The organism is Nocardia panacis (assembly GCF_003598715.1).
Taxonomy (GTDB): domain Bacteria; phylum Actinomycetota; class Actinomycetes; order Mycobacteriales; family Mycobacteriaceae; genus Nocardia; species Nocardia panacis.
On the sequence record NZ_QZFU01000016.1, the window covers coordinates 957,115 to 976,205 of the forward strand.

The 19,091-nt window shown below is 67.9% G+C and carries 17 protein-coding genes and 1 tRNA gene; 7 read left to right on the plus strand and 11 right to left on the minus strand.

Annotated features, from left to right (window positions below; translation table 11 throughout):
• Positions 1 to 54 precede the first annotated feature (54 nt).
• Positions 55 to 1,518: an FHA domain-containing protein gene (locus D5S18_RS12605; protein ID WP_120040130.1), complete on the minus strand. Its 1,464-nt coding sequence runs from the start codon at positions 1,516 to 1,518 to the stop codon at positions 55 to 57.
• A 235-nt stretch (positions 1,519 to 1,753) separates the two neighbouring features.
• Here D5S18_RS12605 and D5S18_RS12610 point away from each other — a divergent pair.
• The 3 genes from D5S18_RS12610 (at position 1,754) to D5S18_RS12620 (ending at position 3,808) form a co-directional block, all read left to right on the plus strand.
• Positions 1,754 to 1,839 (plus strand) — tRNA-Leu (locus tag D5S18_RS12610).
• 319 nt (positions 1,840 to 2,158) lie between these two features.
• Positions 2,159 to 2,920, plus strand: coding sequence for an SDR family NAD(P)-dependent oxidoreductase (locus D5S18_RS12615; protein ID WP_120040132.1), 762 nt, complete (start codon positions 2,159 to 2,161; stop codon positions 2,918 to 2,920).
• Positions 2,921 to 2,959: 39 nt separating this feature from the next.
• Complete coding sequence (locus tag D5S18_RS12620) at positions 2,960 to 3,808, plus strand: alpha/beta hydrolase (protein WP_120040134.1); 849 nt, start codon at positions 2,960 to 2,962, stop codon at positions 3,806 to 3,808.
• Here D5S18_RS12620 and D5S18_RS12625 read toward each other — a convergent pair.
• Together D5S18_RS12625 and D5S18_RS12630 are read right to left on the minus strand one after the other, a co-directional pair.
• Positions 3,774 to 4,658, minus strand: coding sequence for an acyl-CoA thioesterase (locus D5S18_RS12625; RefSeq protein ID WP_120040136.1), 885 nt, complete (start codon positions 4,656 to 4,658; stop codon positions 3,774 to 3,776). The genes D5S18_RS12620 and D5S18_RS12625 overlap by 35 nt on opposite strands.
• On the minus strand, positions 4,655 to 5,092 hold the full coding sequence (locus D5S18_RS12630) for a cupin domain-containing protein (protein WP_120040137.1): 438 nt from the start codon (positions 5,090 to 5,092) through the stop codon (positions 4,655 to 4,657). Before D5S18_RS12630 ends, D5S18_RS12625 begins: the two co-directional genes overlap by 4 nt.
• A gap of 155 nt (positions 5,093 to 5,247) precedes the next feature.
• Between D5S18_RS12630 and D5S18_RS12635 the strand changes: the two genes are divergently transcribed.
• Positions 5,248 to 5,646 carry a RidA family protein gene (locus tag D5S18_RS12635; RefSeq protein ID WP_120040139.1) on the plus strand — a complete coding sequence of 133 codons (399 nt, stop codon included), beginning with the start codon at positions 5,248 to 5,250 and terminating at the stop codon, positions 5,644 to 5,646.
• Here D5S18_RS12635 and D5S18_RS12640 read toward each other — a convergent pair.
• Positions 5,627 to 6,475 carry a PaaX family transcriptional regulator gene (locus D5S18_RS12640; RefSeq protein ID WP_120040142.1) on the minus strand — a complete coding sequence of 283 codons (849 nt, stop codon included), beginning with the start codon at positions 6,473 to 6,475 and terminating at the stop codon, positions 5,627 to 5,629. The genes D5S18_RS12635 and D5S18_RS12640 overlap by 20 nt on opposite strands.
• A gap of 108 nt (positions 6,476 to 6,583) precedes the next feature.
• On the opposite strand from D5S18_RS12640, the gene D5S18_RS12645 reads away from it, so the two are divergent.
• Complete coding sequence (locus tag D5S18_RS12645) at positions 6,584 to 8,206, plus strand: AMP-binding protein (RefSeq protein WP_239003703.1); 1,623 nt, start codon at positions 6,584 to 6,586, stop codon at positions 8,204 to 8,206.
• Between the two features lie 54 nt (positions 8,207 to 8,260).
• Entirely contained in the window at positions 8,261 to 10,627 is a 2,367-nt protein-coding gene (locus D5S18_RS12650; RefSeq protein ID WP_120040146.1) for a bifunctional salicylyl-CoA 5-hydroxylase/oxidoreductase, read from the plus strand.
• 210 nt (positions 10,628 to 10,837) lie between these two features.
• Here D5S18_RS12650 and D5S18_RS12655 read toward each other — a convergent pair whose 3' ends face one another.
• Both D5S18_RS12655 and D5S18_RS12665 read right to left on the minus strand, forming a co-directional pair.
• Positions 10,838 to 11,473 (minus strand): methyltransferase domain-containing protein, encoded by a 636-nt coding sequence (locus D5S18_RS12655; protein ID WP_120040148.1) that lies wholly within the window; start codon positions 11,471 to 11,473, stop codon positions 10,838 to 10,840.
• A gap of 959 nt (positions 11,474 to 12,432) precedes the next feature.
• Positions 12,433 to 13,398 carry a stage II sporulation protein M gene (locus D5S18_RS12665; RefSeq protein WP_120040152.1) on the minus strand — a complete coding sequence of 322 codons (966 nt, stop codon included), beginning with the start codon at positions 13,396 to 13,398 and terminating at the stop codon, positions 12,433 to 12,435.
• A gap of 42 nt (positions 13,399 to 13,440) precedes the next feature.
• Between D5S18_RS12665 and D5S18_RS12670 the strand changes: the two genes are divergently transcribed.
• Positions 13,441 to 14,253 carry an RDD family protein gene (locus D5S18_RS12670; RefSeq protein ID WP_120040154.1) on the plus strand — a complete coding sequence of 271 codons (813 nt, stop codon included), beginning with the start codon at positions 13,441 to 13,443 and terminating at the stop codon, positions 14,251 to 14,253.
• On the opposite strand, the gene D5S18_RS12675 is transcribed toward D5S18_RS12670, so the two are convergent.
• The 5 genes from D5S18_RS12675 to D5S18_RS12695 all read right to left on the minus strand — a co-directional run bounded on the left by D5S18_RS12675 (position 14,231) and on the right by D5S18_RS12695 (position 19,041).
• On the minus strand, positions 14,231 to 15,526 hold the full coding sequence (locus tag D5S18_RS12675; RefSeq protein WP_120040156.1) for a DUF58 domain-containing protein: 1,296 nt from the start codon (positions 15,524 to 15,526) through the stop codon (positions 14,231 to 14,233). The two genes, D5S18_RS12670 and D5S18_RS12675, sit on opposite strands and share 23 nt — an antisense overlap.
• 2 nt (positions 15,527 to 15,528) lie before the next feature.
• Complete coding sequence (locus D5S18_RS12680) at positions 15,529 to 16,506, minus strand: AAA family ATPase (protein WP_120040158.1); 978 nt, start codon at positions 16,504 to 16,506, stop codon at positions 15,529 to 15,531.
• A 31-nt stretch (positions 16,507 to 16,537) separates the two neighbouring features.
• Positions 16,538 to 17,590 carry a DUF4129 domain-containing protein gene (locus tag D5S18_RS12685; RefSeq protein WP_120040160.1) on the minus strand — a complete coding sequence of 351 codons (1,053 nt, stop codon included), beginning with the start codon at positions 17,588 to 17,590 and terminating at the stop codon, positions 16,538 to 16,540.
• Positions 17,587 to 18,366 (minus strand): hypothetical protein, encoded by a 780-nt coding sequence (locus D5S18_RS12690; protein ID WP_120040162.1) that lies wholly within the window; start codon positions 18,364 to 18,366, stop codon positions 17,587 to 17,589. The genes D5S18_RS12685 and D5S18_RS12690 overlap by 4 nt, the downstream gene beginning before the upstream one ends.
• A 129-nt stretch (positions 18,367 to 18,495) precedes the next feature.
• On the minus strand, positions 18,496 to 19,041 hold the full coding sequence (locus D5S18_RS12695) for a TetR/AcrR family transcriptional regulator (protein WP_120040164.1): 546 nt from the start codon (positions 19,039 to 19,041) through the stop codon (positions 18,496 to 18,498).
• Between the last annotated feature and the right edge of the window lie 50 nt (positions 19,042 to 19,091).

The window sequence follows — 19,091 nt, forward strand, 5'->3', positions numbered from 1 at the left end:
CGGCGGCACAATCCCGCTCCGCCATGTCGTGACCTGCACCGCGAGCTTACGGGATCACACGATCCGGATCAGGATCTCGGAGTGTCCGGCGCGGATGACATCCCCGTCGGCGAGCTGCCAATCCTGCACCGGGGAGCCGTTGACCAGGGTGCCATTGGTGGAGCCCAGATCGGAGAGCATGGCCACCTGGCCGTCCCAGCGCACCTCGATATGCCTGCGCGAGACACCGGTATCGGGCAGGCGGAAGTGCGCGTCCTGGCCGCGGCCGATGATGTTGCTGCCTTCCCGGAGCTGATAAGTGCGGCCGCTGCCGTCATCGAGCTGCAGGGTGGCCGAGTAGCCGGAGCCCGCCTGTGCGGCGCCCTGCGCGTAAGACTGTGCGCCGTAACCGGGTTGGGCACCGTAGCCGGCCGCGGGCGGCTGCTGCGAGTACGCCTGCTGGCCCTGCTGGCCGTAGTCGTCGCCCGCGTAACCCTGATCGGCGTATGCCTGGTCCCCGTAGGCCTGTTGGCCCTGTTGGCCGTAGGCCTGATCCGCGTAGCCCTGCTGCTGGCCGTAGCCCTGGTCGGCGTAGCCCTGCGGCTGTTGGCCGTAGCCCTGATCGGCATAGCCCTGTTGCTGGCCGTAGCCCTGATCCGCGTAGCCCTGCTGGCCGTACGCCTGCTGGCCCTGCTGGCCGTAGCCCTGGTCGGCATAGCCTTGCTGTTGGCCGTAGCCCTGATCGCTGTAGGCCTGCTGGCCGTAGCCCTGGTCGGCGTAGCCCTGCTGGCCCTGCTGGGCATAGCCCTGGTCGTAGCCCTGTTGGCTGTAGCCCTGCTGGCCCTGCTGCTGGTAGTCGTAGCCGTTCTGGTACTCGCCGTAACCCTGCTGCTGTTGCTGCTGCGACTCCGGCGCGCGATAGTCGGCCGCGCCGTACTGGCCGCCCTGACCACCGTGGCCGTACTCCTCGCGGTACGCACCGTTCTGCGGACCGCCGCGCCCCGCGGGCGGCGGCGCGTACCCGCGGTTGCGTGGATCGGACTCCGCGGGCTCACGACTCGGGTCGTAGCCTGAGTTCTGCGTCATGGGGCCAGCTCCTGGTTGCGGGTTTGCGGATCGTTGTCGCGGGGGTTCCTGGCGGCGAGCCGGTCCGGCTCGGCGGCCAACGTCCGGATCGACGCGGCCGTCCGCTCTGAACTGTCCGGTGTGCAGCGTAGGGGATGCCTGGAATTCGACGAGCACTTCGCCATAGGTCTGCCATCCCTGATCCCGGATGTAGTCCTGCAAATGCTTGGCGAACGCGCGGGTCGTCAGATCCTCGTCGGCGTCGAGTTGCGCGTAGTCGGAGGAGTTGATGGTGATCACATAGTGATTCGGTGCGAGCAGATGCCCGCCCTCGAGCTCTTCGACCTGGTCGGAAGCGGCACGTTGGAGCGCGGCCTCCACCTCCTGCGGCACCACGCCGCCACCGAAAACCCTGGCGAACGCGTCACCGACGGCGCCCTGCAGGCGACGTTCGAATCTTGCGACCATGCCCATCCCGGCCTCCCTTCGGTGCGCCTCACATCCGCTTCATAACAAGACACGCAGGTATGGCGTGTCGAGTGTCGAGCACGTTCTTTGCATGATATCCACGATCGTCCACACCTGTAACTCTTGGACATCGACCGGGGGTTCCCAACCCGCGAGCACTCGCGAGGCGAACCCCGATACCCCACCTCACAAGGCGATTTCGTATCCGCAGCACCCCCGTGATACGGTCATCCAGTCGCTCGGGCGAGTGGCGGAATGGCAGACGCGCTGGCTTCAGGTGCCAGTGTCCTTCGGGACGTGGGGGTTCAAGTCCCCCTTCGCCCACCACGTAATGCGAGTAGGTCGGGATCATTGATCTCGGCCTACTCGCGTTTATGCATATGGTCGAGGTTGCTCCGGCAGTGGCGCAATCGCGTCGCCCCATCTTTAGGGGATGTCGATCCCGCCACTGACCGGTTCGGACAGTCGGTTCGTACGCGGTATGTCGGAATCGAATTCCGCAGGTGTGCGTCGCTGTGTGGCGTTCGGGGATTCGGTGGGCGACCCTCGCCCCGCATATCCCAGCCATAGAACGTGTTCTATTTGAGTGCCGAGAAATCGGTGTGATTCGGTGGATAGGTAGTAGAAACCTGTTCTAATTCAACTCATGCGCAGATTTGATGGTCGACGGGTATTGGTGACCGGAGCCGGGTCGGGGATCGGGCAGGGGATCGCCCTGCGGCTGCTCGATGAGGGGGCGGAGTTGGTGGCCGCCGATATCGACGAGCAGGGGTTGGCGGAGACGGCGGCGAAGGCGGGGGCGGAGCGGCTGCGGACGGTTCCGGTGAATATCGCCGATCCGGATTCGGTCGGTGCGGCGGTCGCCGCCGCGTTGGCGCGCCTCGGCGGGTTGGAGGTGCTGGTGAACGCGGCGGGCATTCTCAAACCCGCGCGCACGCACGAGATGCCGCTGGAACAGTGGAATCGGGTGCTGTCGGTGAACCTGACCGGCACCTTCCTCATGACGCAGGCGGCGCTGCCCGCGCTGCTGGATTCGGGGCGCGGCGTGGTGGTCAACCTGTCCTCGACCGCCGCCTTCAGTGCCGCGCCGTACCTGGCCGCCTATGCCGCGTCCAAGGGCGGGGTGAACGCCTTCACGCACGCCATCGCGCTCGAGTACGCCAAACAGGGGCTGCGGGCGGTGAATGTGGTGCCCGCGGGCATCACCAGCGGGATCACCACGAAATCGATTCTCGACCAGCCGGAGGGGTTCGATCCGAAGTTGTTCTCCCGCATGACCGGTTGGCTGGATCGGGGCGCGCTCGGGCGACCGGAGGATATCGCGGGCGTGGTGGCCATGGTCGCCTCCGACGACGGCCGGTATATGACGGGCACCGAGATCCGCGTGGACGGCGGCGCGCTCATGTAGCACCCTGGGCGCAGACACGGCTCACGGGTGAGGACGCACATGACCTATCCGCTCTATCGCGATTTCCGCACGGTCGCCGAATTGGACGCGCAGTACGCGCTGTATCGGACGGTCGATGATTTCGACGGGTATCTGGCGAGCTATGTCCGTCGCAGTGCCGAAACGCGGGAACGGCTGGCGCACAGGGAGGTTCGCTTCGGCCCGACCCTGGACGAATCGTTCGATCTATTCCCGGCGCGAGCGATGGGGCCGTCCCCGGTGCTGATCTTCGTGCACGGCGGGTACTGGTGTCGGGGGACGAAGGCGGACTACAGCTTCCTGGCGGAGGGCGCGGTCGCGCACGGCTGCGCCGCGGTCATCGAGAATTACGCGCTGTGCCCGTATGTTTCGCTGACGGAGATCGTCCGTCAGCATCGGGCGCTGGTGGCCTACCTGTATACGAATGCGGAAAGCCTTGGACTGGACCGGGATCGGATCTACATCTCGGGGCATTCGGCGGGCGGCCACGCCGTGGCCTCGGTGCTGACCACGGACTGGTCGCGCTACGGTCTGCCCGCCGACGTGGTCAAGGCGGGCATCGCGATCAGCGGGATCTTCGATCTGCGCCCGCTGCCCCACACCTATCTCGCCCCGGAGCTACAGCTCACGGCGGCCGAGACCATCGCGCTCAGTCCGATCTTCTGGCTGCCGGAGCGGATCGCACCGCTGGTGCTGGCCTACGGCAGCGCCGAGACCGCCGAATTGCGGCGGCAGAGTCGCGATTTCGCGCAGGTGGCCGAGCCGCGGGCCGTATTGGAATTGGCCCGCAACCACTACGACATACTCGACGATTTGGCGGATCCGGATGGTCCGCTCACGGCCGAGCTGGTGAAATTCCTGGGCCGGTAGGCAATTGGACCAACCCCTCCTGGGCGACGCTCGCCAGGAGCACGCCGGCGCGGGTGAAGATCGACGCCTTGGTCAACGCCAAACCGCCTCCCGCGACGGGAGATTCCTGGACCAGCGCGATCCAGTCGTCGACCCGTCCGTCGGCGTACCACCACATGGCGTGATCCAGACTCGCGGTGACCACACCGGGATCGGCCCAGGCCGCACCGTGATAGCGCAGCACCGGTTCCAGCAGGGTGTAGTCGCACAGGTAGGCCAGTGCGGCCCGGTGCAATCGGGGATCGTCGGGCAGTTCCTCGAATGCCTTGAGCCAGACCACTTGTCGACGCACCCGCGCCCCGTCCGCAGTGGTGTACACGGCGGACGGGGTGTGTCGGATATCGAAATTCCGCTGTCCGGACCAGTATTCGGCGTCGCGCACGGTCGCGCCGCGCAATGCCTCGGCGGAGGTGGGCAGGGATTCCGGCGCCGGAATGTCTGCCGGGAACTCGTCCTGATGCGCGACACCGGGGGCGGTGACGTGGAAGGAGGCGAGGCCGCGGAAGATCTCGCGCCCACGCTGTCGTCCGACTACGGCGCGCACGGAGAAGCCGCGTCCGTCGCGCACCCGTTCGACCTGCCATGAGCTGGAGGTATCGAGTTCGCCCGCGCGCAGGAAATAGCCGTGGAAGGAGTGGATGGCGCGATCGTCGGCGACGGTGTTCGCGGCGGCGACCACGGCCTGCGCCACCACTTCGCCGCCGTAGGCCCGACCGGATGGAATGACCTGGTGGATCCCCTCGAAGACATCGGGTGCGACGCGACCGAGCGCGAGCGCGTCGAGCAGCGCCTTGCTGGTGAAATCCGTCATGCGCGGCGGTAGCCCTGGAGGATGGCGTCGTCCACATCCGGCAGGTTGAACACGAGATTGTCGGGGGTCCGCGCGGTGAGGAAGACCAGTTCGTGCTCGGTGCTCATATTCACCTCGATATGCGGGATCCAGGCCGGGACGAAGATGAAATCGCCCTCGCTCATATCCAGGAATTCCTGGTAGTTCTCGCCGAAGTAGATGCGTGCCGTGCCGGAGAGCACATAGCCGCCGGTCTCGGCCTCGCCGTGGTGGTGCGGCAGTGAGCGGAAGCCGGGTTCGTTGGAGACCTTGCCCATCCAGATCTTGGTGGCGGGGGTGTGCTGGGGGCTGACGCCGGAAATGCGGACCGCGCCGCCGGATTGGCCGGTATCGCGGAATTCCGCGCCGTGGCGGGTGACTACCGGGACGACTCCGGTCAGTGGCGCGTTCGACATGGGATCATCCTTGTCGCGAATATGTTGTTGTGTTGACGGCCACGACTGTAGCACTATAGAGCGGCGGATTCTCGGAAAATGGCCGAGAGTCCGCAGTGTCCGAGACTCGGTAGTGCCCGAGACTCGGTAGTGCCCGAGAGACTGCGAGGACGCCCATGCGTATCGACCGCATCAATCCGCCGTCGCTGGCGCGAGCCTCCGGTTTCTCCCACGCGGTGCGCGCGGGCGAGGCGGTGTATCTGGCAGGCCAGACCGCGATGACGAAGGACGGCGCGATCGTGCCGGGCGGCATCGTCGAGCAGTTCCGGCAGGCGCTGACGAATCTGCTCGCGGCGCTGGCGGCGGCGGGTGGCCGCCCCGCCGACCTGGTCTCGGTCACCATCTACCTGCTCGATATCCCGGACTATCAGGCGCACGGCAAGCGGATCGGCACGATCTGGCGCGAACTGGCGGGCACGGACTATCCGGCCATGGCCGGTATCGGGGTGCGCGCGCTCTGGCAGCCGGAGGCGCTCATCGAGATTCAGGGCACGGCTATCGTCGCCGGTGAATGACCTGGACGGCGTGTTCGCGGGCCGGGCCGGACAGGGTGTCGTTGAGATCGTTGAACAGTTGTTCCGCGGTGACCCCGTGCCAGCCTGCGGGCAGAAGCGACAGCGGCAGGCCGGGATCGAGGTAGGGCAGCCGCCGCCATTCGGTCAGCATCGGCACGTACGCGGCGAAGGCCTGCTCGGGCGGCGCCGCCCGAGCGCCGAATTCGGCGAGCGTGGGTCGGTGGCGCCGCACGAATTCGGCGTACTGCAGGGTCAATCCCTCCAGATCCCACCAGCGGCGCACCTTCGAGCGCAGATCGCCGAAGGCGAGGTGCTGACCGTCGAACAGTTCCGCGTACGCCGATAAACCCTTGCGTTCCAGCATCTCTCGCGTCTCGCGCGCCAGCCGTCCCGGCGCGATCCACACGCCGGGCGCGACCGTGCCGAAGCCGAGCCGGGTCAGTGTGGTGCGCAGAGTGTGCCGCCGGTCCCGTTCGGACTCCGGCACCGAGAACACCAGAATGATCCACCCGTCCTCGACGGTGCCGCGGCCGCGATGGAAGATGCGGGTATCGCCCTCGGCGATGACCTCGAGCGCCGAGGATGACAGGGCATAACCCACCGCGCCCTCGTGGCGTTCGCTGATCAGGATGTCGCGCCGCTTGAGTCGGGAGACCGAGGAGCGCACCGCCGGACCGTCGACGCCGAGATCAGCCATCATGCGCACCAGACCCGCGACGGGCAGCCAATTGCTCTGCGCGCGGGCGTAGAGCCCGAACAGCGTGACTATCAGTTCCCTGGGCTGTGGATCACTCTGCTGCGGCTCATTGTCTTCAATGGTGACCGTCATGGAAACACCATAGGGGCCTTGACCGCAGTCTTCGGCGATGGGATGGCGACCTTTCACGCCGCATTCATATCGTCTATTCACTTGCCGTCACCGCAGAGGCATACTTCAGTGATCGAGAACTCGGAAAGGCTCGCACCGATGCTCTTCCCCACCGCGCATGTCGACACCTTCTGCCGCGATCATCTCCCGCCCGAAACCCTGTGGCCGCGTTTCCGATTCGAGCTACCCGAACTGAAATATCCCGAACGGCTCAACTGTGCGACCGCACTGCTGGACGAGGTCGCCGCGCGCGGTCCGGACCGGCGCTGCCTGCTCGGACCCGCCGAGGAATGGACCTACGGGGATCTGCTGCGCCGCGCCAACCGCATCGCACGGGTGCTGGTCGAGGATTGCGGACTGGTGCCCGGCCAGCGGGTGCTGCTGCGCGGCCCGAACGCGCCGTGGCTGGTGGCCTGCTGGTTCGCGGTGCTCAAGGCGGGCGGCGTGGTGGTCACCACCATGCCGCTGCTGCGCGCCGCCGAGATCGCCAAACTGGTGCAGATCACCAAACCCGCGCTGGCACTGTGCGAGCACCGCTTCGTCGTGGAATTGGCGGCCGCAGGGGGTGTTCCGGTGGTGACGTTCGGGTCGGACGCGGCGGACGATCTGCTCGCGCTGGCGGCGACGAAGGCGGAGACGTTCACCAATGTCGACACCGCCGCCGACGATGTGGCGCTGCTCGCCCCGACCTCGGGCACCACCGGAATTCCCAAGGCCACCATGCACTTTCACCGCGATGTGCTGGCCAATGCCGACACCTTCTCCCGGCACGTGCTCAAACCGGAACCCACCGACCTGTTCACCGGGACGCCCCCGCTGGCCTTCACCTTCGGACTCGGCGGGCTGGTCGTATTCCCGCTGCGGGTCGGCGCGGCGACATTGCTGCTGGAGCGCGCCACCCCGGCCGAACTTGCCGCCGCCATCGAAAAGTTCGACGTGAGCGTGCTTTTCACCGCGCCGACGGCCTATCGGGCCATGCTGCGCGATGGACTCGCGGGGCGGCTCGGCTCGCTGCGGCGCTGCGTCTCAGCGGGGGAGCATCTGCCGGAGGCGGTGTGGGAGCAGTTCCGGGCGGCGACCGGGGTCCGCATCATCGACGGTATCGGCGGCACCGAGATGCTGCACGTGTTCATCTCGGCGGCCGACGATGACATCCGTCCCGGTGCGACGGGGCGGGTGGTGCCCGGCTATCGCGCCGAGATCCAGGACGAGCAGGGCCGACCGGTGCCCGACGGCACGCCGGGCATGCTGGCCGTGCAGGGGCCGACCGGCTGCCGCTATCTGGCCGACGAGCGTCAGCGCAGCTTCGTGCGCGCCGGGTGGAATCTGACCGGCGATGTCTTCACCAGGGATGCCGACGGCTATTTCTGGTGGCATTCACGCAGCGACGACATGATCGTCTCCGCCGGGTACAACATCGCCGCCGCCGAGGTGGAGTCGGTGCTCGATCGGCACGCCGATGTGTTGGAGAGCGCGGTGGTCGGGCTGCCCGACGCGGAGCGGGGGATGATCGTGCACGCCGCGATCGTGCTGCGACCGGGTGTCCTCGGCGATGCCGCGAAGGTGGGGGAGATCCAGGATTTCGTCAAGCGGACGGCCGCGCCGTACAAGTATCCGCGCAGCGTGGTCTTCGTCGACGAGCTGCCGCGCACCCAGACGGGCAAGATTCAGCGGTTCCGGCTGCGGCCTTGATATCGCGCTACATTTGTCTTCGTCATACGTACGCCATATTCAGGAGGCGGCAGCATGCGCATCGCAATAGTCGGCGGCGGACCCGGCGGGCTGTACCTCGCGGCGCTGGCAATGCAACTCGATCCGACCCACGAGATCACCGTGTGGGAGCGCAACGCCCCCGATGACACCTTCGGCTTCGGCGTGGTCTTCAGCGACGAGACCCTCGGCGGTATCGAACACGCCGACGCGGTCGTCCACGGGCACATGGTCGAGCGGTTCGCGCGCTGGGACGATATCGACATCCACTACCGCGACACCGTGACCACCTCGGGCGGACAGGGATTCGCCGCGCTGAGTCGCCGGGAACTGCTCGGCATCCTCCAGCGACGCTGCCGAGAGTTGGGGGTGCGCCTGCGTTTTCACACCGAAGCACCCGAAACAGCCGGGTTGGCCGCCGAATACGACCTGGTCGTGGCCGCCGACGGTATCAACTCCGCCATCCGGACCAGGTATGCGGACGTCTTCGGACCGGAGTTGGACCGCAGACCGAACCGATTCATGTGGTTGGGCACCGACCGCGTCTTCGAAGCCTTCGAATTCTTCATCCGCGACACGCCCTACGGGGTCATGCAGGTGCACGCCTACCCCTACGGGCGCGACGGCAGCACCTTCATCGTGGAGATGTCCGAACAGGTCTGGCGCGCCGCCGGATTCGACGCCTTCGCCGCGCGCGAGTTCGGACCGGGCGACAGCGACGACAAATCCATCGCGCTGATCGGTGCGCTCTTCGCCGATATCCTCGACGGATATCGCCTGCTGGCCAACAACTCCCGCTGGATCAACTTCCTGACCGTCCGCAACGAGCGCTGGCGGCACGGCAATATCGTGCTGCTCGGCGATGCCGCGCACACCGCGCACTTCTCCATCGGCTCCGGCACCAAACTGGCCATGGAGGACGCGCTCGCCCTCGCCGCTGCACTGCACGAGAATCCCGCGCTCGACACGGCGCTGGCCGCCTACGAGCAGGAACGTCGCCCGGTGGTGGCCTCCATGCAGCGCGCGGCGCAGGCCAGCCTCGAATGGTTCGAATCGATCGCGCAGTACACCGGACAGCAGCCGCCGCAGTTCGCCTTCAACCTGCTGACCCGCAGCCGCCGGGTCACCTACGACAATCTGCGCCTGCGCGATCCCGAATTCGTCGCGGGCGTGGACCGCTGGTACGCGGGCGACGACCAGGTGCGTCCGCCGATGTTCTATCCCTACCGGGTCAAGGATGTCGAATTCCCCAATCGGATAGTCGTTTCGGCGATGGATATGTATTCGGCGGTCGACGGCGTTCCCGGCGACTTCCACCTTGTGCATCTGGGCGGAAAAGCGATGGGCGGCGCCGGTCTGGTGCTGACCGAGATGGTGTGCGTCTCGCCGGAGGGGCGGATCACGCCCGGATGCGCCGGGCTCTACACCGCCGAGCAGGAGGCCGCCTGGCGGCGGGTGGTGGATTTCGTGCACACCGGCTCCGACGCGAAAATCGGTGTGCAGCTTGGGCATTCGGGCCGCAAGGGGTCGACGAGACTCATGTGGGAGGGGATCGACGAGCCGCTGGAATCCGGGAACTGGGAGCTGGTCTCGGCCTCGGCGCTGCCCTACGGCCCTGGCTGCCACCTGCCCCACGCGGCCACCGAGGACGAATTGGAGGTGATCGGCACCCAATTCGCGGCGGCCGCTGCCGCCGGGGCGCGAGCGGGCTTCGACCTGCTCGAATTGCATGCCGGGCACGGGTATCTGCTGTCGGCATTCCTCTCGCCGCTGGCCAATACCCGCACAGATGCCTACGGCGGGTCACTGCAGAACCGGCTGCGCTTCCCACTGAGTGTGCTCGACGCGATCCGCGCGGTGTGGCCCGCGGATCGTCCACTGTCCGTGCGCATCTCGGCTGCCGACTGGGCCGAGGGCGGCAATACCGTCGCGGACGCGGTGCACGTCGCGCGCGCGTTCGCGGCGCACGGCGTCGACCTGATCAATGTGTCCTCCGGGCAGGTGGTGCGCCACGAGCGACCCGCCTTCGGCCGCAGCTATCAGACGCCGTTCGCGGATCGGATCCGCCACGCGCTCGCGGCCGACCACCCGTCGGTCGGCGTCATCGCGGTGGGCGCGATCTCCTCCTACGACGACGCGAATTCGATCCTCCTGGCGGGCCGCGCCGACCTGATCGCGATCGGCCGCGCCCACCTCTACGACCCGCACTGGACCTTGCACGCCGCCGCCGAACAGGGCTATTCGGGTCCGGGAGCCCGCTGGCCCGCGCCTTTCGCGGCGGGCAGTCGCAAACCGCCGACCGGTCGCACCGACGGTCCGCGCCCGCGCCTGGAACTATTGCGGACGCCGCCGTCGGAAAACCTTTCGCGCCGTTGGAATCCGGACAGGGTGCAGTCGTCTTGAACCTTGCGCCTGCATGAATTCGAACGTGCGCCCAGTGGGCGTTGCGAGCGGAATCGTCTTGCTCTGCGCATGGTTGCGCGGCGGAAGCGTCGAGTGAGTGCTGTCGGTGGGGCCGTCTTCAGTTCCGCAATGACTGTGCGAACGCGGTGCGCCGAGTAAGCACTGTCGGCGTTGCCGTTTCTTCAACCCACACAGCGGACGCGGAGGCGCCTAACGGGGCGTAGCGGTGAGTACGTGGTGGGCGAAGGGGCGGTTCGGGATCTCGCGGTGGGTGACCGTGCAGCCCGCCTCCTCCAGCGCCGCAATGACTTCCGCGACCGGACGCAGGGCGAATCCGTATTGGGTGAAGGGCAGTTTCGCCATGGCCGCTGGATCGCCGATGCCGAGGACGACACGGCCGCCGGGGCGGACCACGCGGGCGAGTTCGGCGCAGGCGGCGGGGAGATCCGGGACGAAGTAGATCGTATTGACGGTGATGGCGGCATCGAGCAGATCGGTGTCGAGCGGTAGCGCGGTGAGCGAGCCGGAGGCCAGGTGCAGCCGACCCGCCGTGAGCGCGGGGGCGAATCGGGTGGTGGCGCGGGCCAACATATCCGATGACAACTCCACACCGTGTACCGCGCCCGCCGGGCCAACCCGGTCCAAAAGTAGCGAAAGTCCCGCGCCGCCACCGAATCCGAGATCGGCGGCGGTATCGCCCGAACCGACGCCGGTGGCTTCGACGCACGCGGCCATGGCCTTGGCATTGCCCCGATTGAGTGCCGGGGCGACGCCCTTGCCGAGCAGGCCGTGCGGATTGCCGAGTTGTCCGGCGATGACCGAGAGCACGCGGGTGCGGATGGACATGACACTGCCCTTTCGATCGAGATGCGTCCGACTCTACTGAACTCATTGCCGGGCCGACCCGTTGTCTCAGTGGGTCTGCTGTACCCAACGGCCTTCGGCCCGGTGGTTTCAGCGAGCCAACGCCCCGTTCGCGTTCGGAGTGGCGGTTCTCATCCGATGCGACGCTGGTGCGGGGCATAGTGGTGCCGGTGTCCACGCGCCTGCTCGCGTGGTTCGCGCCGCGACCGCTGCGGCGAGTCACGAGCGGGTCGGGTTGGAGCGGCGTGAGGTGTGGTGGCGTGCTCGGCACATGGTGGAGAAGCCTTGGCGTAGCGGCGAATTCGGCCTCACCCCCGAAGGTGAGACGAACATCACATGAAGTGATTTTTCGGCCGGTTCGACCGGTTGCGGTACCCGCCGAGAGGGCTGCCGACAACCTTTTGGCGATCGGAAATTTGTGATCTTGACCGGATGAAAGTTGGACTGCCGGCAAGACGGCTGGTTGTTGATCGTGTTTATTCCAGTATAAACAAACTTTCAGTCTCTTTTATCGCATCCAACTTCTGGCAAACCCGGATTAACGATAGGGAAAGTCCAGGTAGACGCACACTCGCGGAAAACATAGGGCGCCCTATGAAAGGGGTACAGCTATTTCCGTCGAGAATGTCGGACCGGACAGGGGCGTGTCCGGTCCGCCGCGCCCGCGCCGGGGGCGCGATCGCGATTCGCATCGGAATTCAGGGGGTGCGCGCACCGCCGCTGCAAGTTAGCCGGCAACCCGAAAACCGGTGCGCCACCCCGATTTGCGACGGTCGGAAACCGGCTCCGACCTCGGCGAGGCGTATTGCGCGGGAATATCGATTGTGTACAGTTAACGGCAACGCTGACCGCAGCTGAGCTCGACTCGCTGCGGTCAGCGGAACTCAATTGGGGGAGTGGGAGATTGCGCCGCATGCGCGAGTTGCTGCCCGTTGTCTGAATCAACGGCCCGCGGTGTGCGCACCATTGTCGGTCCCGCGCCGACCGAGGACGAACACATACCCGATGAACAGCGCCCACACCACGAATCCGATGAGCACCCGGACGACAGCGGGCAGCGGACTCGGCGTCACGAACCCCTCCAGCAGACCCGAGATGAGCAGTACGCCAACCAAACCCAGGGCGATGGTGGCCGCCGCCCGCCCCTGACGCGCGAGCGCCGCGAGCCTGCCGGATCGACCCGGATCGATCAGCGTCCACCCGACGCGCAGACCGGCCCCGCCCGCGATGAAGACCGCGGTCATCTCCAGCATCCCGTGCGGCAGAATGAATCCGAAGAAGGCGTCGAGGCGGCCCGCGTCCGCCATCAGTCCGGCGCTCACCCCCACATTCAGCGCATTGCCCCACAGCAGATACAGCGCGGGGAAGATCAGTACACCCAGGAATAGCGCCAGCGCGGCCACCCAGGCGTTGTTCGTCCACACCTGCGCGGCGAAGGCGTCGTGCGGATGTTCGGTGTAGTAGGTCTCGAAGCGACCGCCGGGCGCGGTGAGCACGCGGGCATCCTCGGGCACACCCAGCGCGCGGCGCGCACCCGGATGTTCGGCCACCAGATAGGCCAGAACGCCGGAGACGAGTACGAACAGCGCGGCCACCGACAGCCACCAACCCCGCGCCCGGTACACCGCGACCGGGAAGCCGTACGCGAAGAAGCGGGCGATCTCCTGCCAGGTATTCACCCGGCTGCCGACCACCCGTGCGCGCGCCTTCGTGAGCACCGCGCTCAATCCGGCGATGAGTTCCGGGTCCGGACTGTGCGCCTGTAGACGTGCCAGCTGCTGGGAGGTACGTCGATACAGCAGCACCAGTTCGTCCGCTTCCGGGCCGGTGAGCCTGCGCTGCCGCGTCAGCGCCGTGAGCCGATCCCAGGAGCGCCGGTGCGCGTAGCTGTATGCGTCGACGTCCATTCAGTTGCCTCCCACTCCCGTTGTCGCAAGAATGCTATCGACATGGCTGCGTTCACAACCGGCGAAGCGGTGGCGCTGGAACTGCCCATCGCTCGCCTCCCGACCAGGGCCGCCGCGTTCCTCGTCGACGCGGTGGTTCAGCTCGTGCTCGGCGCGATCGCGTTCGTGCTCCTCTTCGCGGTGTTGGCGAGCGCCGACTTCGACGGGGCGTGGCTGCGGGTCGCCGGGCTGACCGTCATGGTCGGCGTCCTCGTCGGCTATCCGGCCGCGTGCGAAACCCTCACCAGGGGGCGCACTTTGGGCAAGATGATGCTCGGTCTGCGGGTGGTCCGCTCCGATGGCGGCCCGATCGATTTCCGGCACGCGCTCACCAGGGGCCTGACCGGAGCCATCGTGGATTTCTGGATGGTCGGCGTGTTCGGCGCGGTCGCGGTGCTCACCTCGCTGTGCTCGCCGCAGGCCCGCCGGGTCGGCGATGTGCTGGCGGGCACGGTCGTGGTGCACGCCACCAAGGTGTTGCCCAGGCCGGCTCTGGCGGTGCCGCCGCAGTGGCTGGTCGGCTGGGTGACGCAACTGGATCTGTCCGGATTGACCGAGGATCTCGCCCTGACCACCCGGCAATACCTGACCAGATGCCCGACCCTCACCCCCGAAGCCCAGATGCGCCTGGGCTACGACCTTGTCGTCGCGGTGTGCGGCGCGCTGCGGGTGACCCCGCTCAACGGCTATCCGCCGGTACAGATACTCGGCGCGATCGTGGCCGAACGGCAGCGCCGCGCGCTGACCCCGCCGTTCACCAATCCGGAACTGCTCGATATGCCGCTCTCGGCGCTCACAGCGAGCCCGACCCCTTGAGCTCCAGATATTCGTCGGCCAGCGCGCCCGCGATCCGGTCGGGCGGCGCGGCGATCACCTCGATGCCCCTGCGGCGCAGGGATTCCCGCACCAGGGCGCGTTCGGCGAGCATGGTCTCGGCCGCCGCGGCGGCATAGAGTTCGTCCAGGGTGTCGTGGCGCTGCGCCGCGGCGGCGATCTCCGGATCGGTGACCGAGACGATGAGCACCCGGTGGCGCTGGGCCAGCGTGGGCAGCACCGGCAGCAGATTCTCCTGCACGGCGGCACCGTCGAGACTGGTGAACCACACCACCAGGCTGCGACCCCTGGCCCGCTGAATCGCGGCGCGCACCGCCCCGGCGGTATCGGTGTCCAGCAGTGCGGGTGTGACTCCCGCCAGCGCGTGCATCAGCTTGACCTGCAACCCTTTTCCGCCGAGACCGCGCACTTCGGCGCGCACCTTTCGGTCGTAGGCCAGCAGGTCCACCGAATCGCCCGCGGCCGCCGCCAGTCCGCCCAGCAGCAGCGCGGCCTCGATACTCGCGTCGAGTCTGGTGTGCTCCCCGACCCGGCCCGCGCTGAAGCGGCCGGTGTCCAACAGCATGAGCAGGTGCCGATTGCGTTCGGGCCGCCAGGTGCGCACCATCACGTCATTGGCGCGGGCGGTGGCCCGCCAGGAGATCGCCCGCACGTCGTCGCCTGCGACATATTCGCGGAAGGAATCGAATTCGCTGCCCTGTCCGCGCATATTGGCCAGGCTCAGACCCTCCAGTTGACGCAGTCGCCGCACCTTCGCGCGCATCAGACGTTCGGCGCGGAACGGCGGCAGCGCCCTGACCCTGGCGGGGACCTCGCGGCGCGTCTGCCATCCGGCCAAGCCGAGCGGACCGGTCAGTCGCAATGTCACCGGACCCGCCACCCTGTCACCGCGCTGCGACGGGGTGAGTTCGACACTGGTGCGCACCTTCGTGCGGGCGGGCAAACGCAATGCGTGCGTGCGATTCTCGGGGTGCCCGCTCTCGGGCCAGTCGTCCCACAGGGTGCCGCGCACGGTGCGCGGACCGGAATTGGCGACGGTGAGTTCGACCTCGGCCGTGCGACCCAGCCGCACCACCGTGACCGGCGGCCGGGACAGCTCCAGTTGCCTCGCCGAACCGAGCAGCGCCAGATCCAGCGCCGCCGCCGCGACCAGCACACCGGTCGCGATCAGCACACCGAGCCAGGACGGCAGGACAAGTGCGACGAATACGGCCGCCACGCCGGCCGCGGCGGCGAACCGCCCGGTGACGACCACCGCTACACCGGAACCGGGACCGACAGCAGCAGCGAGCCGAGGACGCCCTCGGCCGTCACACCGTCCAATTCGGCCTCGGGACGCAATTGCAATCGGTGCCGCAGCACCGTCACCGCGACGATCTTCACATCGTCGGGGGTGACGAAGCCGCGACCGGTGAGCCAGGCGTAGGCGCGGGCCGCCGCCATCAGCGCCGTCGCGCCGCGCGGGGACGCGCCGTGCCGCACGGCGGGCGAGGTGCGGGTGGCCCGACACAGATCAACGGTGTAGGCGAGCACCTCCGGACTGAGCGCGACACCCGCGACGGCGGCCCGCGCCGCCGCGAGATGTGCCGGACCGGCCACCGGGCGTAGGCCCGCCGCCGTCAGATCGCGCGGATCGAAACCATTGGCGTGCCGCTGCAGGATGCGGAATTCGTCGTCCCGGCCGGGCAATTGGACGTCGACCTTGAACAGGAACCGGTCCAATTGTGCCTCGGGCAGCGGATAGGTGCCCTCCTGCTCGATCGGGTTCTGGGTGGCGACCACGACGAAAGGATCCGGCAGCGGCTGCGGTTTGCCGTCCACCGAAACCTGGCGCTCCTCCATCGATTCCAGCAGCGCGGACTGGGTTTTCGGTGGGGTGCGGTTGATTTCGTCGGCCAGCAGCAGGTTGGTGAACACCGGACCCTGCCGGAAGGTGAATTCGGCCGAATGCGGATCGTAGATCTGCGATCCGGTGACATCGCCCGGCATCAGGTCGGGGGTGAATTGCAGGCGGGCGTGCTCCAGGTCCAGTGCGGTGGCCAGTGCGCGCACCAGCAGCGTCTTCGCCACGCCGGGGACGCCTTCCAGCAGGACGTGGCCCCGGCACAGCAGCGCGAGCACCAAATACATGACCGCACTGTCATTGCCGACCACCGCCTTGCCGATCTCGCCGCGCAGCGCGGCCAGTGCCTGGCCCGCCTGCTCGGCGGTAGGGGTGTCGCTGGCGTCGGTCATCCGACCTCCTGTGGTGTTGGCGTCGCGGTCATCAGATTTCCGATTCGATCCAGTCGAGCTGCGCGGCGACGAGTCGCAGCGCCGACGGGTCGGGCACCGGTCCGTACAGCGCCGTGCCGACCAGATCGGGATGCGCGCCCGCGCGGGCCGCGATGGTGGCGACCAATCGATCGGGTGGGGCGTCGGCGGCCATGCCGAGGACGGGGCGCAGGCGGCGCAGGGTGGCCGCGCGCAGCTTCCCGGCGATGTGCTCGTAATCCCTGGACCGCCGGTACAGTCCGGCCTGTCCGGCCAGCAGTTCGCCCGCGGCGACCTCGACCGGACGCGGTTCGCCGACCAGCGCGCCGCGCCTGCGTCCGCGCCACCAGGCCAGCACGCCCGCGGCGATGAGCAGTTGCAGCGCGCCGAAGGCGAGGGCGGCGGGCAGCCTGCTGAAGATCGAATCCGAGCCGTCGCCGAAATCCTTTGGCAGTGGCGGCATCTCGGTCGGCGGCTTGGGCAGCGTCGGCGGTGTCGGCGCGGACGGCGCCTGACCGAGGTGGAGCAGCCCCCAAATGAGCAGGGCGAGGACGAGCGCGACCAGGACACCGATCCAGAGCTTCGGATCGCGCAGCCACTGCGGGATCGGGGGCGGGGTGAGCCTGCCCCGGCGACGGCGGTGCCGCGGCGACTGTTCGGCCAGTTCGTCTTCCACCGGTTCGGGCGCGGGCGGCGGGGCGGCGGCCGAATAGCGGTCGGCGAGTTCGATTCTGCGGTATTCGTCCTCGGTGGCGCGGCGACCGCCGTAGACCACCTCGTCGAAACTCGCGGCGGCGGGCCGCAATTCGTCGGCCAGTTCCGGTGACAGGACAGTCGAGGCCTCGTCGGGAGTCTCGCGCGCGGTGCGCGAGCGGCGCACCTCGAGCATGTCCCGCTGCTCCATCCCGCGCAGCACCGCCCGGAAGCGCTCGCGCACCGCGCGGTCGAAATCCCGGTGGTGCGCGGCGGATTCGGCTGCCTGCCGATGCTGTTCGGCCGATCCGAGGCGGGGCGGGGGTGGTGCGGCACCGATCTTTCGGGGATCGGTCTGTTGTGATTCGGTCACTGCATCGTCCTCGGGACGCGGATATCCAAGCCCTCGCGGCGGCAGCGTTTGTCGATGTAGCAGACCACCCGCGTCGCCGATTCGCTCACCTCGCCGAATGCCGTGATCAGCAGGATCGCCGAGGTGATCAGCGTGAGCACCGCCCAGCGATGGGTTCCGGTGAAATCCGAGAGGTAGAGCGGAATTCCGAGCAGCGGAACGGCGGTCAACCCCATGAGCAGCCGCTGCACCAACCACAGCCCGGCGGTGGGACCCACCATGCCCGAGGTGAGCAGTTTGGACCGACTCACCGCGACGGCGTGGCCGCCGCCCTCGATGAATTGCACGGGCAGCGCCACGAAGCGGCCCGCCCGCAGATAGCTCAGCCACCAAAGGGCGAAGGGCAGGGTGATGCCGAATGCGCAGCCCGACACCGTCAACAGCACTCCCGTCACCGTGTAGAGCAGCGAGAACGCCAGCAGCGGACCGAAATTCGCGCCGATTCGGCCGAGCGCCGCGGACCAGCGCAGCGGCGCCCCGGTGACGGTGCCGACCCCGAGGGCGGTGGTGAAGCCGCGCAGTACGAACCGCAGCACCCAGACCCCGACCAGCGTGGCCAGGATCGTCGCCACGGCGACGCTTCCATCGGAATCGTCGGTCATGGCGGATCCGGCGGCGATGAGCCCGAGCACCCCGACCTCGACCAGTGCCAGCGCGGCGAACCCCACACCGGCCAGGGCCGCGATATTCGCCTGGATCAGCGCGAACGGCGTATCGAGCAGTTCGCGAAAACTCATGGGGCGGATCGGCGCCGTCCGGCCAGGAGACCCCGGATTCAGATCTGCTCCCGCCCCGACGGCACCGGCCGGGTAGGCAGGTGGCACGGGGCAGAGTCTACTGTTCGCGCCGTGCTCGTCCAGCAGGGCTCAGCGGTCGAGCAGGCTGCGCACCACCTCGCGGTAGCGGCGCGGATCGATCGGCGGCATGCCCAGCAGGGCGCGCAAGTAGATGCCGTCGCCGACCAGGGAGATGATGTCGGCGCGCACCGGGTCGCCGATCTCGCAGTCCAACTGCTCCGACCAGCCGCGCATGACATCGGTGAGCGCCCGCTGCACCTCGTCGGATTCGGGGCGCGCGCCCGCGTCGACGGTGCGCATACTGGCCAGCATCGAGCGGTAGAGGTTGAGTTCGAGCGCGTCGGCGTCGTCGTTCGGGTTGGGGGTCTGCAGGATCCATTCGGCCAGCGAGACGCCGCCTGCCACGGCGTTGGTGAGCTGACGGTCGGCGCGTTCGCCGAGTCGGCGGACCAGCCCGGCGAGCAGGGCGTCCTTACTGCGGAAGTGATAGAGCAGGCCGCCTTTGGATACGCCCGCGGCCGCGGCGACATTGTCGAGTGTCACGTGGGAGACGCCCTTTTCCAGTAGCAGGGTCTCCAGTGCGTCGAGGATTCGGTCGCGGGTGGTTGCCGTCACGCCGTTGACTGTACCGGCCGGACGGTCCAGTCGAGTACTATACCGTCTGG